Below are 16077 nucleotides of genomic sequence, written 5' to 3'. Positions count from 1 at the left end.
GTTGACCGACGCCGACACGCCCTCCAGCTTGTTCAGCTTGCGCTCGATCCGGTTCGCGCACGAGGCACACGTCATGCCACCGATCGAGAGCTCGACGGCCCTGTCCTCGATCGTCCCGGCCGCTCCGGCCGCTCCGGCCGTTCCGCTCGCTCCGGTTGCTCCAGTGGCTCCGGCCGCTCCGGTCAGGGAAGACATCACCTCTCCTTTCTACGCGTTCCGGCTCAGTGACTGTGGTCGTGGGTGGCGGAGGGGGCGTGCCCGTCCGACAGGGTGGCCGTGGCGGTGAAGCTCGCCGTACGGACCTTGCCCTCATGCTTGAAGTCGAGGAACAGCCGGTAGTCGCCGCGGCTCGGCGCCTCCGCGTAGAACGTGATCTCCGGGCCCGCCTGCTCGGAATCCTCGGGGTGCACGTGCAGGTAGGCGAGATCCCCGGCACGCAGGGCCACCAGGTGACCATACGCGCCCAGGTACGGCTCCAGGTCCGTGACCGGCTCGCCGTTCTTGTTCACCGTGAGCGTGAGCTTGCTCGACCGGCCGGCCACCAGGTCGCCGGCGAGGTTGACCGTGTAGTCGTCGACGGCCGACGTACGGCTGACGTGGGGGAGCGGCTCGGGCCGGTAGTCGCCCGCGGCCTGCAGATCCGCGCCGAGCGTGAGCTGCTGCCCGCCGGTGGGGGTGAAGTCCGCGAACGCCCGGTACGCGCCCGCCTTCGGCACCGTCAGCCTGACCGACCAGGTGCCGTCGGGGGCCAGGTCGGGGTGGAGGTGCTGGAAGGTCGTCAGGTCCCGGGAGACCACGATGAAATGCAGCTTCTTGTCGTGCTCGACCTCGTAACCGGTGACCGGCCGGCCGTCGGGGCCGATCACGGTGAACGCGAAGTCCGTGGGCACGCCGGTCGTGATCGAGGTGATCGGGTTGAGCGTGTAGCCGTTCTGCGACACTTGAAGCCCCCCAGGGGTATTGCTCTGTGCTGATTGTCGTTGCTGCTGCTGCTCGGCCCCGGCGCCATGCCCACCCGCCGCCTGACCGGCACCGGCATGGCCGCCCGTACCCTCCGCATGACCACCCGGGCCTCCGGAGTGACTTCCCGCACCGCCATCGGCCGCACGGTCTTGTGCGGCCGTCGTATGCGTCGTCGTAGCGATGTCGGCCGGTCCCACCACGGTGCCCACGCCCAGGGCGCCGCCGAAGACAACGGCCAGCCCCAGCGTGTACGTGCCGAGCCTGGCGGCCGTGTTCATGATCGATCCACCATCTCGTATCCCGCTTCCTCGACCGCGGCGGCGATCTTCGCCCGCTCGACGGGCGCGTCGCTGCTCACGGTCAGCAGGCCGCTCGCCAGGTCCACCTCGACGGCGGTGACACCGGCCACCCCGCCGACCTCCTCCTTGACCGAGCTCACGCAGTGGCCGCAGGTCATGCCGTTCACGGTGTAGGTGGCGGTGCTCATGGTCGTCTCCTCAAGCGTCATGGTTCTCTCGCCTTGCTCTTTCCAGCTCACTACCGTACCCCCCCAGGGTATTTTCACCGAAGCCGTCCGTGTGTTTTGCGTCACGTCGCCTCCTGCAGATACGGATGGCGGACGTCCCGGGTCGGGTGTGACGAGACGCGGATCAGGCCGGCGAATCTCCCGTTCTGCCGCTGACATCGCCATCACCACCTCTTCACTTACCCCTAGGGGGTATCTCGGATGTTCAGAACGTACGATACCCCCTAGGGGTATGTCAAACGGTAGCCCCGCCCCCTTCCCCGGCCACCGGCCCGACCCGCCCCATCCGCGCACGCGAGCTGGATATTTGGCATGATCGAGCTGTTGTCCCAGTTGGGGCGCCCGGAGCAGCGTTGTCGCGGAGGTTGTCCGAAAAGGGTTGGGCATAGCGCCCCCACCAGGGGTTGAACGCCCGTCCTTCGCACATTCCGCACATCTGGTCCGTGCGCAACACAGGGGACGCAGCCATCCCTTGCTAGGCTGCTGTCCAACCGTTGGGTCTCACCCCGGCAGGTGAGGCCGTCGAAGAAGTGGGGTCACACCGTGAAGAAGCTGCTCGTTCTGGCGCTGATCGCCCTCGGGGGGTTGCTGATCTGGCGTAAGGTGCAGGCCGACCGCGCAGAGCTCGATCTCTGGACCGAGGCGACCGGCAGCGAGAACTAACCGACCGGCGAGGCGATGAGTGACGTCGTCCCCATCAAGCTGGCGTGCCTGGACCTGGCAGGCACCACAGTCGGTGACATCGCCATGGTCGAGCGCGCATTCGCCGAGGCGATCGCGACCCAGGGCATAGTCCCCGGGACCGGAGCTTACGCGCGTGCCATGGTTCACGTGCACCGGTCCCGGGGCTGCCCCAAGATCGATGTCTTCCGCGGGATCTTCCCCGGAAACGAGGCTCAGGCCCAGGCGGCGAACCTGACGTTCGAACGTTCCTATGAGGGGGCGTTGGAGCGGGCGGGTCTCGTACCCATGCCCGGAGTCCTGGAGGTCCTCGACAAGCTCCGCGGCACCGGCATCAAGCTCGCCGTGATCACCGGCTTCAGCCGCACCACCCTGAGCCGCGTCCTGAGCATGCTCGGCTGGCACGACAAGATCGACCTGGCCATCTCCCCCGAAGACGCCGGCGGCCGCGGCCGCCCCTGGCCCGACATGGTCCTGCACGCCGTACTCCGGCTGGGCGTGGACGACGTACGCCAGGTGGCCGTCATCGGCGACTCGGAAAGCGACATGCTGGCCGGCAAGCGCGCCGGCGCATCGATCGTGGCCGGGGTGATGACCGGCGTACACAGTAAGGAGCGACTCCTCAAGGGCGGCGCGACACACATCCTGGACTCGATCGCCGACTTCCCGAGCCTGATCCTGAGCGACGACCTCGGCACGACGCAGGTAGCTTCCTCCGCCCGGTAAGCTATCTTCGTCGAAGGGGCCTTAGCTCAGTTGGCAGAGCGCCTGCTTTGCAAGCAGGAAGTCAGGAGTTCGAATCTCCTAGGCTCCACCAGCACAACGCACCCCCGCTCAAGATCACGTGGCGGGGGTGCGCGAATATGAGTGACTACGTCGCGTCTTGCGCTGGGAAGATGCCGTCCATGGCTTCTGCCCCTTCCATCAGCACTGGCCGTGGTTGGAAGCGGTAGACCGTCTCGGTTACCTCGGTGTTCACATGGCCTGCCGAACGCGAGATGGCCTCGATCGGGATTCCCGAGTCCGACAGGATCGACACGAAGCTGTGCCGTAGCTCGCGAGAGATGTCCACTCTGCACTGACCAACCCAGCGCGATCGAGTACCTTCCTGTTCCTCATGGCGTCGTCGCGCCCGTTCAGGCCGCTCAGTCGTGAAATCGACGCCACTGTTGAGCACAAGGGGTTCCAGTGCACTTCTATCAATGCTCCGACCGGTCGATCAAGTTCCGCACGGAAGACCCGGAGCTCGTCGATCTCGGCCTGTGGCTGACATTCGACATGGGATTCTCGTTCGACTGCTGCCTCGACGCGCTCTGCGTAGTCGACGACGTGCTGTCCGGTCGCAGCGAGACGGCTGGCTACGACGGCAACGACTACGAGGTGAGCATGTCGAATCTCGCCGCAGTCTTCACCCACATCGGCGGCCCCCCGCCCACCTCGTGCCCGATGCCCACGGTCAAAAGCGCGGTCGAGGAGTACTGGCGATTCCTGCTCACGCTCCCCCAGAACCCCCAGGTGATCCGGTCGTACCGCCCCGAACTGCCAAGTCACCTGGCGGCGCTGCTCTGGTGGGAGGAGTACCGGGAACGCCCGCACCCGTACCGGGGAAGGCTCGAGGGGATTCCCGCCCAAGGCCCCGAATGACCCTGCGGTACCCGCCGGGTGAATCAAAGCGCTGCTCAAGGGGAAGCCGCTCCGGCCAACTGTGCTGCATCACGTTGGCCCTTGTGAAGAGGCGGGGACGGACGCGGTTCCCTGCCGCAGGAGGACTTGAGGTCATCGCGTGGGATGCACAGGCCCGTGATCACGTGGACCACGATAACGGTTCAAGATTGGGCGATACCGCAAGGACTTCCCTGATGCCCGCACCGCGCCGGCCGGTGGTGACTTTGACGGCCTCCAGGCGCTCCTGGCCAATGAGAGGAGGAATGGATGGTGAGGCTGTGTCACGTGACGAGCACGGAACGCCTAAGGGCACTCACAATGTGACCGAGCGTAGGCGTTGCTCCAGGCGGCGCTCGTTGTCGAGGGACTGGGCGCCGCGCGAGCGCGCTCGGTGAACCGGTATGGCAGCCCCTGAGGTGTGTCATACGGCAACGGACGTTCGCTGTCGCTTGGGATAATTTCCGCCTTAGAGGGCGGATCGTTAGCCCATGGCCGTGATGTCACAATGTAATCGAGTGATTCTGTAGCGTTATGCCTGCCTGGCAGGCCGGGATGTGCTGGGATGACGGCGTGACTGAGCGCAAGCCGTACGCGAGCGACTTATCCGACGAGCAATGGGCCTTGGTCGAGCCGGTGATCACCGCGTGGAAGGCCGCCCACCCCTCGGTCAGCGGCCACCAGGGCAAATACGAGATGCGCGAGATCGTCAACGCGCTGCTCTACCAGAGCCGGACCGGCTGCCAGTGGAACCTGCTGCCCCACGACCTGCCACCACGCAGCGCGGTCCTCTATTACTACCGCACGTGGCGCCAGGACGGCATCGACAAGGCCATCCACGACCTGCTCCGCTGGCAGGTACGAGAAAAGCACGGCCGATTAGCCGACCCGAGCCTGGTGGTACTCGACACCCAGAGCGTGCGCGCCGCGGCCGGAGTCCCCGCCACCACGACCGGCAAGGACGCGGCCAAGAAGGTCCCCGGCCGTAAACGCGGGCTGGCCGTCGATGTGCTGGGCCTGGTCATCGCGGTGGTGGTCACGGCAGCCTCGATCCACGACAACGCCATCGGCAACGCCCTGCTGGACCGGGTCGCCGCCGCCACCGAGCCCGGCAGCGTCCAGACCGCCCTGGCCGACCAGGGCTTCAAGACCAGCGTGGTCGCGCACGGCGCCACCCGCGGCATCGACGTGAGGATCGTCGAGCGCAACCCCGATCAGGCCGGGTTCGTCCCCCAGCCCAAGCGCTGGGTCGTGGAACAGACCTACGGCACGATGTCCCTGCACCGCCGCCTGGTACGCGACTACGAACACGATCCGGCCAGCTCCGAATCACGGGTGTACTGGGCGATGACTGACGTGATGACCCGCCGGCTGACCGGCACCTCCACCCCTGCCTGGCGCCCGGCGTGAACGGCGCGGACCCCGGCACGTGGCTGCTGGACCGGATCGACGCCCGCGAACGAGCCCTGACCTGCCAGAGCGAGCAGACCCAGGAAGAGATCGACACGCTCACCGCGCGTCTGGGCGAACTCGCCGAGCAGGTCGAGCACCTGCGGATCAGCCGCAAGACCCTCATCTCCCTCGCTGAGGAAGACCCCGCCCCGGCCAAACCGCCTCCTGCGGTCCCTGGCCACCCCGCCTACCAGCAGATTCTCACCGTCTTCGGCGAAGCCGGCGGCTTCCTGCGCGCCCGCGACCTGGCCATGGCCATGGACCTGCCGCTGACGCAGAACAGCATCCAGAACGTCCGGGCCAAGCTCAAACGTCTGGCCGCCCTCGGCATCCTCGTCGAATCCGAGCCGGGATTGTTCATCCAGCCACGTTCGTGACCCTGGCGCCGAGCCTGTGACCAGTTGTCCTCATGCAGCGCAAGCGATCAAAAGGACATCAACTCACGATCCGCCCTCTTAGGCTCCGCCCCACTGCGGACGGGTTACCGGAACTATGGTGAGGAGGTGATCAAGGCCTTTGAAATCTTTGGGATTGCAGGTGTACAGGGGAAGCTGGTTCGCGATTGCCACACAAGCAATCATCAGATCCGCAGTGCGGGGGCGAGGTTTCCGTCCCGAAGCGATTACGGCTGTCCACAGCTGGCCGTATTCGCGAGCCGAGGCGCCGTCGAAGGGGAGTGGGTCGAACTCGGCTTCTGCCGTCTGCAGAATCTTCATCCGCTGAGCAAGTTCCTGCGGCCCTGTCGCCACCAAGACGCCGACCGAGAGTTCTGCGGTGGTTATGGCGCTGATCATCATCTCATCGGGTAGTTCGTCCGGATCAATGCCGGCGCGCAAGATGAGGATGTTCGTATCGAGCAGCCCTAGGCCATGGTTCATCCCTCGTCCTCTGCGCTTTCAGGGTTGCCGTATGCGCGATCGTAAGGGTCGTAGAAATCGTCGTTGACGTGATGGTCCATGTCCTTGCGATATTCACGGTCGTCTAGCCGCGGCATACCGCGTGATACGGCGGCGAACTCGGCGCGCGAGACAGCCCTGCGCCGGCGACGAAGAGGAACCAGGTCACCGATGTGATGGCCGTTGCGGGTTACGGCATACCGCTCCCCACGTTCTAGGCCATCCATGATCTCCGCTGACCGGTTACGCAGGTCGCGTTGCGAGATCTCGTGGGAGTGGTCAGGCTCAGGAGTGCTCACGCTCCAAGTCTACAGTTTGTGCTATTCGGTGCTACCCAGTAGCACAATTCGAACGCGTCAGTTCAGAGAGCCGAGCTAGTAGGCGTGCTCCGAGATCACTTCCGGCGGTCGTAGAGGCAGCTGTAGTGCAGAAGAGTGCAGCAACGGGGCCGCTGTGCGGGAGGCGGGCGTCGACCAATGCTTGCCTGAGCAGGGTCGACGCTGCTCCAGAGCATGTCCGCTTCCTGCGCCGGTCTGCCGGAAGCGTGACTCCACAGCAAGAAACCCAGGTCGGGGGTGCGTGTCTCCGACCTGGGTTGCTGTGTCCGGGGGTTTGCCTGTGGTCTGGGGTGAGGCTCGCCGGGAAGGAGCCTCACCCCTGGTGATCGCCCGGGCCAGGGGTGGTCCCGTGGTGCTCCTGGTCATCCTGGCCGCGGGGGCGGGACGGTCTTCGCGGTCCGGGCCGTCCCTGATCTGCGCCGGCTGGTCACGGGGGTCGTGGCGGGTCATGGTGGCAGTGGTGGGGGTCAGGAATGGTTCCTCCTCATCTGGCGGGCCGGTTCTCGTACGGGCTTCGGGGGCTACTTGACGGCGCGGATGCCGACGATGGGCGGGTTGGCCCGGAAGTCGTCCCAGAACGGGTCGGCGGCCTGGTCGGCGGTCAGTACGGCGGGCACCAGCTCCACCGAGCGGAACCCCGCCTCGCGCAGTGCGGTGACCACCGGCTCCTCCTCCCAGAAGCAGGCCTGGAACGAGATGGGCGGGTCCACGTGCGCGGTGACCGTCAGCTCCTTCCCGCCGGGGAAGTCCGCGTCGGGCCGGTGGGTCAGGCCGTACTTGGTGGCCTTCGGGCCGGCCCAGTCGAAGCGCGGGTTCATCTCCAGGCCCGTGTAGACGCCCCCGGGGGCGAGGTTGTCGTGGATGGTGCGGGCCATGGCGGCCAGGTCGGACCGGTCGCGGGCGTAGCAGAGCAGCCAGACCGCGTTGACCAGGTCGAATCGGCCGATGACGCCGAGCGTACGGGCGTCGTGGACCTTGTAGCGGATGCCGAGCGGCTCGCGGGCCTCGGCCCGCTCGGCGGCGGCGACCATCTCCTCGGAGATGTCCACCCCGAGGACGGACGCCGCGCCGGCGCGGGCGATGATCCTGCTGTACCAGCCGGTGCCGCACGCCAGGTCCAGCACGGACCCGCCCGCCGCCCCACCGGCCGGCGTCCCACCGGCCGGCGTCCCGCCGGTCAGCGCCGCGCCGGTCAGGGCCTCGACCGTGGCCCGCTCGGGGCCCTTGGCCAGGGGCATCTCCCGCTTGAGCCGCTCGTAGGACTGGCCGATGTCGTCGTACTGGGTGCGCATCAGGCGGCCCTGCGCGTGGTGGCCACCCGCTCGCGAACGGCGCCGACCACGTCGTCCTTGGCGTAGCTCTGGGCGTTGTAGAGGGAGCGGAGCGGGTCGCGGATCTTGCGCCGGCCGTGCATGAGCCGGCTGTTGTCGACCAGCGCGACGTCGCCCTCGTGCCAGTCGATCTCGTCGGTCTCCAGCTCGGTGGCCTCGATGATCTGGCGCATCAGCATGGCGTCCAGCGGGCGGCCGTCCTCGAACTCGATCACTGGGGGCTCGTAGTTCACCGACGGGGTCAGGATGCTGTTGGCGAAGGCGATGTCGGAGCCGAACAACGTGGTGTGCGCGGCGTAGGTGAAGTACTTGTAGTGCACGGAGCCGTCGGGGCGCAGCCGGTACTTGACGTCCACGCCGTCGTCGGTCACCGCCAGCAGGTCGTCGAAGACGACCTCGTCGGCGGTCTTGGCGCCGTCGAGCAGGCGGACGACGAGGTTCTTCCACTTGTCCTCGGGCATCGGCCGGGCGAAGCTGATGCGGGTGGACAGGAACAGCTCCTGCGTACGCGCCGGCAGCCGGTCCCACACGTACAGCCCGTCGCAGATGGTGGTCTGCGAGCCGACCTTGGCCGGGGTCTCGCAGTAGAACCACACCAGGTCCGGCACCCACGGGGTGGCGCCGTTCTCCACGTGCAGGCCCTGCGGCACCAGCCCGGCCTCGATCTTCTGCGCCACGTTGCCGCCGGCGAACTTGCGCGCCGGGTCCAGGGTGATCCGCGAGGAGACGCTCTGGATGAGCGTGGAGAACGTGGTCGGGTCGGTGTCGAAGCCGCGCAGGACGACGTAGCCGTGCTCGGCGAGCGCGGTCATCAGCTCGATGCGGTCCACGCTGTCGAGCCCGGCGCGGTCGGCGGCGGTGACGACCAGGCCCTTGCCGTCGATGTGCTCGGTGGTGGCGAAGTTGTTCAGCATGTCTCAGACCTCCATCAGGTCGAATCGGCCGGTGGTGAGTGCTTGCTTGATCTCTGTACGGCGGGGGCGTCCGGTGACGGTGAAGAACTCGGCGTAGAACGTCTCGTCGGCCTCGACGAACGCGGCGCTGCCGACCTGCTCGATCTCCGAGAGCACCTCGGCGTTGACGTGGCGCACCTCGGCGAGCGCGGTGGCCGGGTCGGCGCCGCGCCTGACGACGAAGACCGCGATCAGCCGCTCCATGTTGTCGCCGAACACGGCGGCGGCCTCGATGCTGGGCCGGCTCTTGTACTGGGCCTCGACCCATTCCGGGCTGACGTTGCGCCCGTTGGACGTGATGATGATGTTCTTGAGCCTGCCGGTGATGGTGACGTAGCCGTCGTCGTCGATGTCGGCGATGTCACCGGTGTGCAGCCAGCCCTCGGCGTCCAGCGGCAGCGCGGTCGGGTCGTCCGAGCCGAGGTAGCCGGTGAGCAGGGACGAGCTGCGGATGAGGAGCTCGCCGGTGTCGGACCGGCTGACCTCGCAGTGGCGCAGCGGCTTGCCGACGGTGCCGAGCCGGACGAGGCCGGGGCCGTTGAGCGTGGCCACGGAGCCGTTCTCGCTGAGCCCGTACGCCACGTACACCGGCAGGCCGCGGTCCCACATCACGCGCAGGACCTCGTCGGAGACCGGGGCACCGCCGCTGAACAGCAGCATCGGGTCCTCCCGGCCGTACACGGCCAGGGACAGCTCGCGCGTGGTCGCGTCCGGGGTGGTCCGCGCGCGGGCCGCGATGGACTCCACGAGGGACGGCGGCACCAGCGACACCGTGGGCCGGGCCGCGGGGAGCAGCCCGCGCACCTGCTCGACGTCGCCGCCGGCGGTGCCGAGCGGTTTGACCTCCTCCGGCAGGAACACGACCGTGCCGCCGGCCAGGAAGGTCAGGTAGACGGCGAAGACCTGCTCCACCAGCAGGCTCAGCGGCACGACGGAGACGTAGCGCTGCCACGCCTCGACGCCGACCCGGCTGGTGACGGAGTCGATCAGGTCGTCCACCGCGCCGCGGCGCAGCATCACGCCCTTGGGGGTGGAGGTGGTGCCGGACGTGTGGACGATCTTGCAGATGGCGTGCTCGTCCAGCGCGGCGGCGGCGCGTACCCGGGCGGTGATCTCCTCGGCGGAGTATCCGCCCTCGACCGTGATCGCGATGATCTCGCAGCCCTCGGGGAGGATCCGGTCCTCGCCGCCCCACTCCGCCAGGCGCTTGCGCCCCTGCTCGTCGACCAGGCAGACGATCGAGTGGGACAGCAGGTGGCGGGCCTGGTCCCGGCCGAAGGCGATCGGGATCGGCACCGACCGTACGCCGGTCAGCAGGCAGGCCAGGTCGCCGACGATCCCCTCCACGCCGTTGCCGGTGAGGATGCCGATCGTGCTGGTCCCGGTGTCCCGGCCGGCGGCCGAGGCGACGATCGCGTCGCCGGTGCGGATCGCCGCGCCGAGCACGGTTCCGTAGCTGTACGGGCGGGGCGGCCCGGACGAGCGCATCTCCTCGACCGCCACCGTCTCCAGCGAGCCCAGGCGGCTGAGGGCATGGTCAAGCCAACGCATCAGTGATCTCCTTCGACAGGTCAGGGGGTGAGGGCCGTCGCCGGCCCGGTGGAGAGGGCCGCCGTCAGCCGGCGGCCCGCAGGGCGAGGTCCTGCCCGCAGCGCAGGATGCCCGTACGGGGTTTCGCGGAGTAGTAGGTGCCCCAGTCGGCGCTGCCGCTGGCCGGAAGGTCGGCCCGGCGGGCATTGGTGAGGGTGTGGAAGTCCCAGCCGGCGGTCCTGGCCACGTTGTGCAGCTTCTCCGTCAGCGTGGACAGCAGGAAGTCGTATCCCAGGTGGAGGGCGATGCCCGGCAGGGCGCGCATGAGGAACAGGCCGGCGCCGGGATGGAACGACGCGAGCGGACCCATCTCCGCGATTCGGGAGCGGTCGACCCGGGCGCCGGTGGTCAGCTCGGCGCAGGCCCGCTCGACCGGGACGTCGAGATAGCTCTCCGACAACAACGTGCGCCCGGCGGCGGTGGTGAGTCCCGCGACGCCCACGATGCTGCCCGGGGCGGGCAGGCCACGGACGCTGTCCCACGCGAGGACGAACAGGTCGGGGGACGGGGAGACGACGGCGCCGTACCGGCTGAGGTACTTGCGTTTCACGCTGTCGACGCAGAAGCGGTAGTTCGGCGTGCCGGGGCCGGCGAACGCGGTCTGGAGCAGAGGGGAGGTCGCGGGGCCGGACCCGGCCACCTCCAGCGGCGGCAGGGCGGCCAAAGAGTCGGAGGTGGAGCCGAATAGTGCCATGTCCTGTTCCTCATCTCGAAGCGCCGATCTGCTTGCGTATGGATAACTCTGCGGGAGTCCGGGCCGCCGAACCAGGAGTTTCGGGTGCAGCAAACTGCCCGGGCCTGCACATTTCTGCCAGAGATCGACGCTTGACATGGGGTATGCCGTACCGGACAATCCTCCGGATCCCGGCGATCGCCGCACGTTGCGGCGCGCCCGAAAAGGGCACCCGGCCGGCGTGCACGACCTGCCGCGACGGCTCGCCTCACATTTTCAATCGGCCGGCTCTCCTCCGAGGGCGCCAGTTCGCCACCAGGAGGGGCACCGCGCACAGGACGAGCACCGCCGTGCTGCCCTTCGCCTTCCCACCTGCCGTTTTCGTCTTCGCCGGCGCGTGGAGAAGCCGCCCGGCCGGATCCGATTCGGCACTCATTCGCCTACCCAAGCCCACCAGATATCGGAAGGGCGTTGATTTTGGGACGAGTGGTGGGAATGTCGGGCGTTGGGTGCGAATCTGGTGATGTCACCATTCTGTTCGCAACCTTGCCAAGACCGACGATCCGCATCAGGATGAAAAGCCGATGAGGTCGGCCAACGGGCGCCCGCGCGCCTTCCCCTTCTACATCGTGTGCGACGTGTCGCATTCGATGCACACCGCCCGCGACGACGGACGTCCCACCCCCTTCGAGGTGCTCTCCAACTGCGTGGGAGAGCTGCTGTTCGAGCTGGAGGCGGGGGATCCGGGCGTCAGCGAGGCCGCGCACGTCGCCGTGGTGTCCTTCTCCGACAAGGTGGAGGTGGTGCTGCCGCTGACCAGGCCGTGCGACGCGATCAGGGTGCCGGCGTTGCGTCGGGGCCGGCAGACGGACTATCTCGCGGTCTTCAGCGAGCTCGTGAAGATCATCGAGCGGGATCACCGCAGGTTGTCACGGCAGTTCGACGTGCGGGCGCCGGTGGTCTTCTTCATCACCGACGGCGAGCCGTACGTGGGTGACAGCCATCAGGACGTCAAGATCTGGGGGCCGGCCCGCGATCGGCTGGCGGAGTTGCGGCCGGCGCCGTACATCGTGGCGCTCGGGTTCGGGACGGTGCGGGAGGACACCCTGCGGCGGGTGGCCACCACGCTCAGAGGTGAGGTGCTGGCCTTCGCGGGCGAGATCGCGACGGGCGCGGCCACCGTGCTGCACGGGATCGCGCAGGCCGTCTCCGACAGCATCAGCGCCTCGGTCAACAGGAACACGGCGGTGCTGCGCCGGCCCGGTGGGATGCGGCAGCTGAGATGATCAGGGCGGCGCTGGCGGGATTACTCCTGGTCGCCGGAGCCGGGCCGGTGGGCGTGACGTCAGGTCCGCTGTGCCGGGAGCGGGCGGAGCCGACCGTGATGGCGGGTGTGAGGTCAGGTCCGCTGCCCGGGGAGCGGGCGGAGCCGACCGTGACGGCGGATGTGACGTCCGGTCCGCTGCCCGGGCAGCGGGCCGAGCCGACCGTGACGGTGACCGTGACGCCGGCCGGGCGGCCGGGCGGCGGGGGTGCGTCGCAGTGGCCGTGGTGGATCCTGTCGGGGCTCGTCGCCGGTGGCGGCGCCGCTCTGCTCGGGCGCTCGCTGCTCGATCGCCGCAACCGCGCCGGGAGCGGGAGCGGCGGTGGCGGGGCGCCGCTCGGGCCGCTGCCGCAGCCGGTGCCCGTCCTGCTGGCCGGCGGCGCCGACTCGCGGGCCCCCGGCGTGGCGCTCGACGGCGGCATGCTGGCGCAGACCACGGTACGCGCGGTGAGCATCCGCGGGCGGCGTCACCGGTATCGCGGCGAGCCCTTGCAGGACGCCTACGCCGTACGGCTGAGCGCGGACGGGCGATGGGTCATCGCGGCCGTGGCCGACGGGCTGGGCAGCACGTTGCACGCCGAGCACGCCGCCGCGGTGGCCGTGCGCGCCGCCACGAACCTCTCGCTGACCCCCGGCCTCGGCTGGCACGCGGCCTTCGCCACCGTCGCCGGGGAGGTCATGCGCGCCACCGCCCGGCTCGGCGGCCGGCCGGGTGGCGAGCGCGGCGCCGGCGCCTCGGAGCCGCCCGCCACCACGCTGACGATCGGGGTCGTCCCGGCGGACGGCAGGCGGGGCATCGCGGCCTGCGCGGCCATCGGCGACTCCCCCGCGCTGTGGCTCCACGACGGGATGTGGACCGAGCTCTTCCCGCCCGAGGGGCAGCGGCCGGGCAACGTCACGTCCGCCCTCCCCGAGGACCTCGGCGAGCTGCGGGAACGGCAGATCGACTGGGGGCCGGGGGATGTGCTCGTCCTGTGCAGCGACGGGTTCGGCTCGGCCATGGGCGGCGGTGGCAGCCTGCTCGCCCAGCGGCTCGCCACCTCCTGGAGCTCTCCGCCGGAGCTGCGCGGCTTCCTCAGGGACGTGGACTTCCAGCTGTCGACCTACGACGACGACCGGACAGTCCTGGCGGTGTGGGCGGGCCGCCACGACACGGCCGTCCTGTGACGGGAGTGCTGCGGTGGTGGAAGCATGAGTCCCCATCCCTCCGGCAGCCCCCTGGACGGGGCCGCGGACAGGCCGGCGAGCGCTTCGCCGGACGGGTCGCCAAGGCCGGTGAGCGCTTCGCCGGACGGGTCGGCAAGGCCGGCGAGCGCTCCGCCGGACGGGTCCGGGGGCGGTTCGCCGGGCAGCCCGCTGGGCGGTTCGCCGGGCAGGTTCGCGAGCGGGCCCGCCGACGGTCCCCCGGAGGTGGTCGAGGAGGCGGAGCTGGTGGTGGCCGAGGACGGCGGGGGTTACCACCTGCGTCCCGGCGGCCAGGCGAGCGGCCTGGCGTTGTGCCAGGTCCCCGGCGTACGCGGCCGGTTCCTGTGCAAACGGTACGACCAGGAGACCCTGGCGGGCCTGGACGAGGACGCCCTGCTCGCCATGGTGCGCTGGCGGCGCGACCTGCCCGGGCAGGACCGCAGGACGCTCGACCGGCGCTGCGCCTGGCCGATCGCGGCGGTCAGAGGAGAGGGCGGCCGGGTCGTCGGCATCCTGGTCAGGCCGGCTCCCGAGCGGATGTTCGCCGGGCTGCGCGACCGGCTGACCCCGCGCCACCTGGACGAGCTCACCCGCTCGCCCGAGCGGGTGCGCGCACTCAAGGAGCACTACGACACGCGCTACTACGAGCCGCCCTACAAGCTGGCCGTCCTCGGCCGGCTGCTGGCTACGATGCAGTGGCTGCACGAGCACGGCTACGTGGTGGGCGATCTGCAACTGCGCAACGCGGTCTTCACCGTCGATCCGGCGCCCGCGGTGTACCTGCTGGACTGCGACTCCTGCCTGCCCGCCGGAGGGCGCGGGGCCCTGCCGGAGGCCGATCCCGAGCAGTGGAAGCTGCCCCGTGAGGGCGCGTTCACCCCGGAGTCGGACTACTACAAGTTCGCCTGGGCCGTCGTGCGGTGCCTCCAGGAGAGCGCCGAGGCGTGGACCGTCGACGAGGCCGCGCTCGCCAGGGTCCTGCCGGCCCGGCACCGCCGGCTGATCAGGCAGTGCCTGGACGGCGCGCCGGAGTCGGTGGACGTCGAGCGGTGGCGGGCGGCGGGCGAGTCGTGGCGGTGGCTCGTCACGCCCGAGCGCATCTACGTGGAGACCGACTCCAACCTGCGCGAGGCGTGGCGGCGCGGGGAGTCCGCCGCCGGGGCCGCCGCGCGCGGGGCGCGTGGGGGCATCGTGGTGCTGATCGTCGTCCTGGCGGCCATCGCCGTCGTCGTCGCGCTCACCTGGGGAGCCTGAATGAACGCCGGCGACCCGCGGCGCATCGGGCCGTACGAGGTGCTCGGCCGCCTGGGCGCGGGCGGCCAGGGCACGGTCTACCTCGCGCGCGGCGAGGCGGGCCGGGTCGCGATCAAGGTGATCCACGCGCAGGGGGCGGCCGACCCGAGGGCGCGCCGGCGGTTCGCGGACGAGGTGGCCATCGCGTCGCGGGTGCCCAGGGCGTACACGGCGATGATCATCGAGGCGGCGATCGACCGGGACCAGCCGTACATCGTGAGCGAGTACGTGCCGGGCCCGTCGCTCCAGGAGCTGGTCGACAGGCACGGGCCCCTGTCGGGGGCCGCGCTGGAGCGCCTGGCGACCTACACGGCCACCGCCCTGGCCGCGATCCACGGCGCGGGGGTCGTGCACCGGGACCTCAAGCCCGCCAACGTCATCGTCGGGCCGGACGGGCCGCGGGTGGTGGACTTCGGGATCGCGCGGGCCCTGGAGGCGACCGCCGCGCTCACCACGCCGCTGGGCACCCCGGGCTACCTCGCGCCGGAGCAGGTGGAAGGGGTGGACGCCGAGGTGGGGCCGCCGGCCGACGTGCACGCGTGGGCGGCCACGATGTACTTCGCCGCCACCGGCAGGGCGCCGTTCGCGGGGAACAACGTGGCGGCCATCATCAACCGCGTCCTGACCGAGACGCCCGACGTGGGGATGATCTCCGAGCCGCTGCGCTCCCTGGTCGCCGAGTGCCTGGCCAAGGACCCGGCGCGGCGGCCCGGCACGATGGAGCTGCTCGGCCGGCTGGTGGGGCAGCGGTCGCGGACCGCGCACGCGACGGTGCCGCGCCCCGGCATGCTGCCGGTCGCCCTCGGGCCGCTGAAGGAGACCACCACGCTGGGCAGCGGGCCCGCGGCCGACATCGTGATCCCGGGGGCGGGGGTCGCGCCCGCGCACGCCACCGTGCGCCGGGTGAGCGCGGGCTACCGGCTGCACGACCACAGCGGCGGGCGGGGGACGTACATCGACGGCCGCCCGGTCCTCTACGCGACGCTGCGGCCGGGTGACCGGTTCAGGATGGGCACGGCGGTGCTCCGCCTCACCGAGGCGGGGGAGCTGGAGCGGGTGCGGCTCGGCCGGCTGACCGCCACGCACCGGTGGCTGGTCCTGCTGCTCGTCGCGGTCGTGGCGCTGGCGGTGATCGTCGCGCTCACGGGGTAGTTCGCGGGCGTGGGCGTGGTGATCGTCGCGCTCACGGGGTAGTTCGCGGGCGTGGGCG

19 protein-coding genes and 1 tRNA gene are annotated in these 16077 nt (G+C 69.8%); 10 read left to right on the top strand and 10 right to left on the bottom strand.

Annotated features, from left to right (window positions below; genetic code table 11):
- The 3 genes from IO39_RS52465 to IO39_RS11065 all read right to left on the bottom strand — a co-directional run.
- On the bottom strand, window positions 1-195 hold a 195-nt coding region (locus tag IO39_RS52465; protein WP_157548172.1), incomplete at its 3' end, for a cation transporter.
- 26 nt (window positions 196-221) lie between these two features.
- Window positions 222-941 (bottom strand): DUF8832 domain-containing protein, encoded by a 720-nt coding sequence (locus IO39_RS11070; protein ID WP_245641908.1) that lies wholly within the window; start codon window positions 939-941, stop codon window positions 222-224.
- A 296-nt stretch (window positions 942-1237) separates the two neighbouring features.
- On the bottom strand, window positions 1238-1450 hold the full coding sequence (locus IO39_RS11065; RefSeq protein ID WP_043619880.1) for a heavy-metal-associated domain-containing protein: 213 nt from the start codon (window positions 1448-1450) through the stop codon (window positions 1238-1240).
- Window positions 1451-2032: 582 nt separating this feature from the next.
- Here IO39_RS11065 and IO39_RS56695 point away from each other — a divergent pair.
- From IO39_RS56695 to IO39_RS11055, 3 genes are all read left to right on the top strand, one after another.
- Window positions 2033-2152 carry a DLW-39 family protein gene (locus IO39_RS56695; protein WP_020542320.1) on the top strand — a complete coding sequence of 40 codons (120 nt, stop codon included), beginning with the start codon at window positions 2033-2035 and terminating at the stop codon, window positions 2150-2152.
- Window positions 2153-2167: 15 nt separating this feature from the next.
- Window positions 2168-2896 (top strand): HAD-IA family hydrolase, encoded by a 729-nt coding sequence (locus tag IO39_RS11060; protein ID WP_043619878.1) that lies wholly within the window; start codon window positions 2168-2170, stop codon window positions 2894-2896.
- Window positions 2897-2911: 15 nt separating this feature from the next.
- Window positions 2912-2987: transfer RNA gene (locus IO39_RS11055), tRNA-Ala, on the top strand.
- A gap of 54 nt (window positions 2988-3041) precedes the next feature.
- Here the strand turns inward: IO39_RS11055 and IO39_RS11050 are convergent.
- Window positions 3042-3242 carry a site-specific integrase gene (locus tag IO39_RS11050; protein WP_052422726.1) on the bottom strand — a complete coding sequence of 67 codons (201 nt, stop codon included), beginning with the start codon at window positions 3240-3242 and terminating at the stop codon, window positions 3042-3044.
- A gap of 116 nt (window positions 3243-3358) precedes the next feature.
- Here IO39_RS11050 and IO39_RS11045 point away from each other — a divergent pair, with 116 nt between their 5' ends.
- From IO39_RS11045 to IO39_RS11035, 3 genes are all read left to right on the top strand, one after another.
- Window positions 3359-3814, top strand: a complete 456-nt coding sequence (locus IO39_RS11045; protein ID WP_052422725.1) for a hypothetical protein — start codon at window positions 3359-3361, stop codon at window positions 3812-3814.
- A gap of 591 nt (window positions 3815-4405) precedes the next feature.
- A complete protein-coding gene (locus tag IO39_RS11040; protein WP_043619998.1) occupies window positions 4406-5242 on the top strand; it encodes an IS5 family transposase in 837 nt (278 codons plus the stop codon).
- Window positions 5239-5661 (top strand): hypothetical protein, encoded by a 423-nt coding sequence (locus IO39_RS11035; protein WP_043619876.1) that lies wholly within the window; start codon window positions 5239-5241, stop codon window positions 5659-5661. Before IO39_RS11040 ends, IO39_RS11035 begins: the two co-directional genes overlap by 4 nt.
- 78 nt (window positions 5662-5739) lie before the next feature.
- Here the strand turns inward: IO39_RS11035 and IO39_RS11030 are convergent, their stop codons facing one another.
- The 6 genes from IO39_RS11030 to IO39_RS50480 form a co-directional block, all read right to left on the bottom strand.
- Window positions 5740-6162 carry a type II toxin-antitoxin system VapC family toxin gene (locus IO39_RS11030; RefSeq protein ID WP_043619874.1) on the bottom strand — a complete coding sequence of 141 codons (423 nt, stop codon included), beginning with the start codon at window positions 6160-6162 and terminating at the stop codon, window positions 5740-5742.
- Window positions 6159-6479: a type II toxin-antitoxin system Phd/YefM family antitoxin gene (locus IO39_RS52460; protein ID WP_084772669.1), complete on the bottom strand. Its 321-nt coding sequence runs from the start codon at window positions 6477-6479 to the stop codon at window positions 6159-6161. Before IO39_RS52460 ends, IO39_RS11030 begins: the two co-directional genes overlap by 4 nt.
- A 560-nt stretch (window positions 6480-7039) precedes the next feature.
- A complete protein-coding gene (locus IO39_RS11025; RefSeq protein WP_043619872.1) occupies window positions 7040-7810 on the bottom strand; it encodes a class I SAM-dependent methyltransferase in 771 nt (256 codons plus the stop codon).
- Entirely contained in the window at window positions 7810-8763 is a 954-nt protein-coding gene (locus tag IO39_RS11020; RefSeq protein ID WP_052422724.1) for a TauD/TfdA family dioxygenase, read from the bottom strand. Before IO39_RS11020 ends, IO39_RS11025 begins: the two co-directional genes overlap by 1 nt.
- Before the next feature lie 3 nt (window positions 8764-8766).
- On the bottom strand, window positions 8767-10353 hold the full coding sequence (locus IO39_RS11015) for an AMP-binding protein (RefSeq protein WP_043619870.1): 1587 nt from the start codon (window positions 10351-10353) through the stop codon (window positions 8767-8769).
- 64 nt (window positions 10354-10417) lie between these two features.
- Entirely contained in the window at window positions 10418-11086 is a 669-nt protein-coding gene (locus IO39_RS50480) for a thermostable hemolysin (RefSeq protein ID WP_169789049.1), read from the bottom strand.
- A 563-nt stretch (window positions 11087-11649) separates the two neighbouring features.
- On the opposite strand from IO39_RS50480, the gene IO39_RS11005 reads away from it, so the two are divergent.
- The 4 genes from IO39_RS11005 to IO39_RS10990 all read left to right on the top strand — a co-directional run bounded on the left by IO39_RS11005 (window position 11650) and on the right by IO39_RS10990 (window position 16019).
- Complete coding sequence (locus tag IO39_RS11005; RefSeq protein WP_043619867.1) at window positions 11650-12351, top strand: vWA domain-containing protein; 702 nt, start codon at window positions 11650-11652, stop codon at window positions 12349-12351.
- Window positions 12352-12500: 149 nt separating this feature from the next.
- A complete protein-coding gene (locus tag IO39_RS11000) occupies window positions 12501-13556 on the top strand; it encodes a protein phosphatase 2C domain-containing protein (RefSeq protein WP_169789047.1) in 1056 nt (351 codons plus the stop codon).
- A gap of 243 nt (window positions 13557-13799) precedes the next feature.
- A complete protein-coding gene (locus IO39_RS10995; RefSeq protein WP_043619863.1) occupies window positions 13800-14828 on the top strand; it encodes a hypothetical protein in 1029 nt (342 codons plus the stop codon).
- Window positions 14829-16019 carry an FHA domain-containing serine/threonine-protein kinase gene (locus IO39_RS10990; protein WP_052422722.1) on the top strand — a complete coding sequence of 397 codons (1191 nt, stop codon included), beginning with the start codon at window positions 14829-14831 and terminating at the stop codon, window positions 16017-16019.
- Window positions 16020-16077 lie beyond the last annotated feature (58 nt).

It is taken from the genome of Nonomuraea candida (assembly GCF_000725485.1).
GTDB classification, from domain to species: Bacteria; Actinomycetota; Actinomycetes; order Streptosporangiales; family Streptosporangiaceae; genus Nonomuraea; species Nonomuraea candida.
Note: the sequence above shows the minus strand (reverse complement) of the source record. Positions and strands in the feature narration are given on the sequence as shown.

Excerpts from the sequence above, each read along its gene's own strand:
- IO39_RS11065 (WP_043619880.1), bottom strand. The coding sequence starts at position 1,450 with ATGAGCACCGCCACCTACACCGTGAACGGCATGACCTGCGGCCACTGC.
- IO39_RS11060 (WP_043619878.1), top strand. The coding sequence starts at position 2,168 with ATGAGTGACGTCGTCCCCATCAAGCTGGCGTGCCTGGACCTGGCAGGC.
- IO39_RS11020 (WP_052422724.1), bottom strand. The coding sequence starts at position 8,763 with ATGCTGAACAACTTCGCCACCACCGAGCACATCGACGGCAAGGGCCTG.
- IO39_RS11030 (WP_043619874.1), bottom strand. The coding sequence starts at position 6,162 with ATGAACCATGGCCTAGGGCTGCTCGATACGAACATCCTCATCTTGCGC.
- IO39_RS50480 (WP_169789049.1), bottom strand. The coding sequence starts at position 11,086 with ATGGCACTATTCGGCTCCACCTCCGACTCTTTGGCCGCCCTGCCGCCG.
- IO39_RS11025 (WP_043619872.1), bottom strand. The coding sequence starts at position 7,810 with ATGCGCACCCAGTACGACGACATCGGCCAGTCCTACGAGCGGCTCAAG.
- IO39_RS10990 (WP_052422722.1), top strand. The coding sequence starts at position 14,829 with ATGAACGCCGGCGACCCGCGGCGCATCGGGCCGTACGAGGTGCTCGGC.
- IO39_RS11015 (WP_043619870.1), bottom strand. The coding sequence starts at position 10,353 with ATGCGTTGGCTTGACCATGCCCTCAGCCGCCTGGGCTCGCTGGAGACG.
- IO39_RS11005 (WP_043619867.1), top strand. The coding sequence starts at position 11,650 with ATGAGGTCGGCCAACGGGCGCCCGCGCGCCTTCCCCTTCTACATCGTG.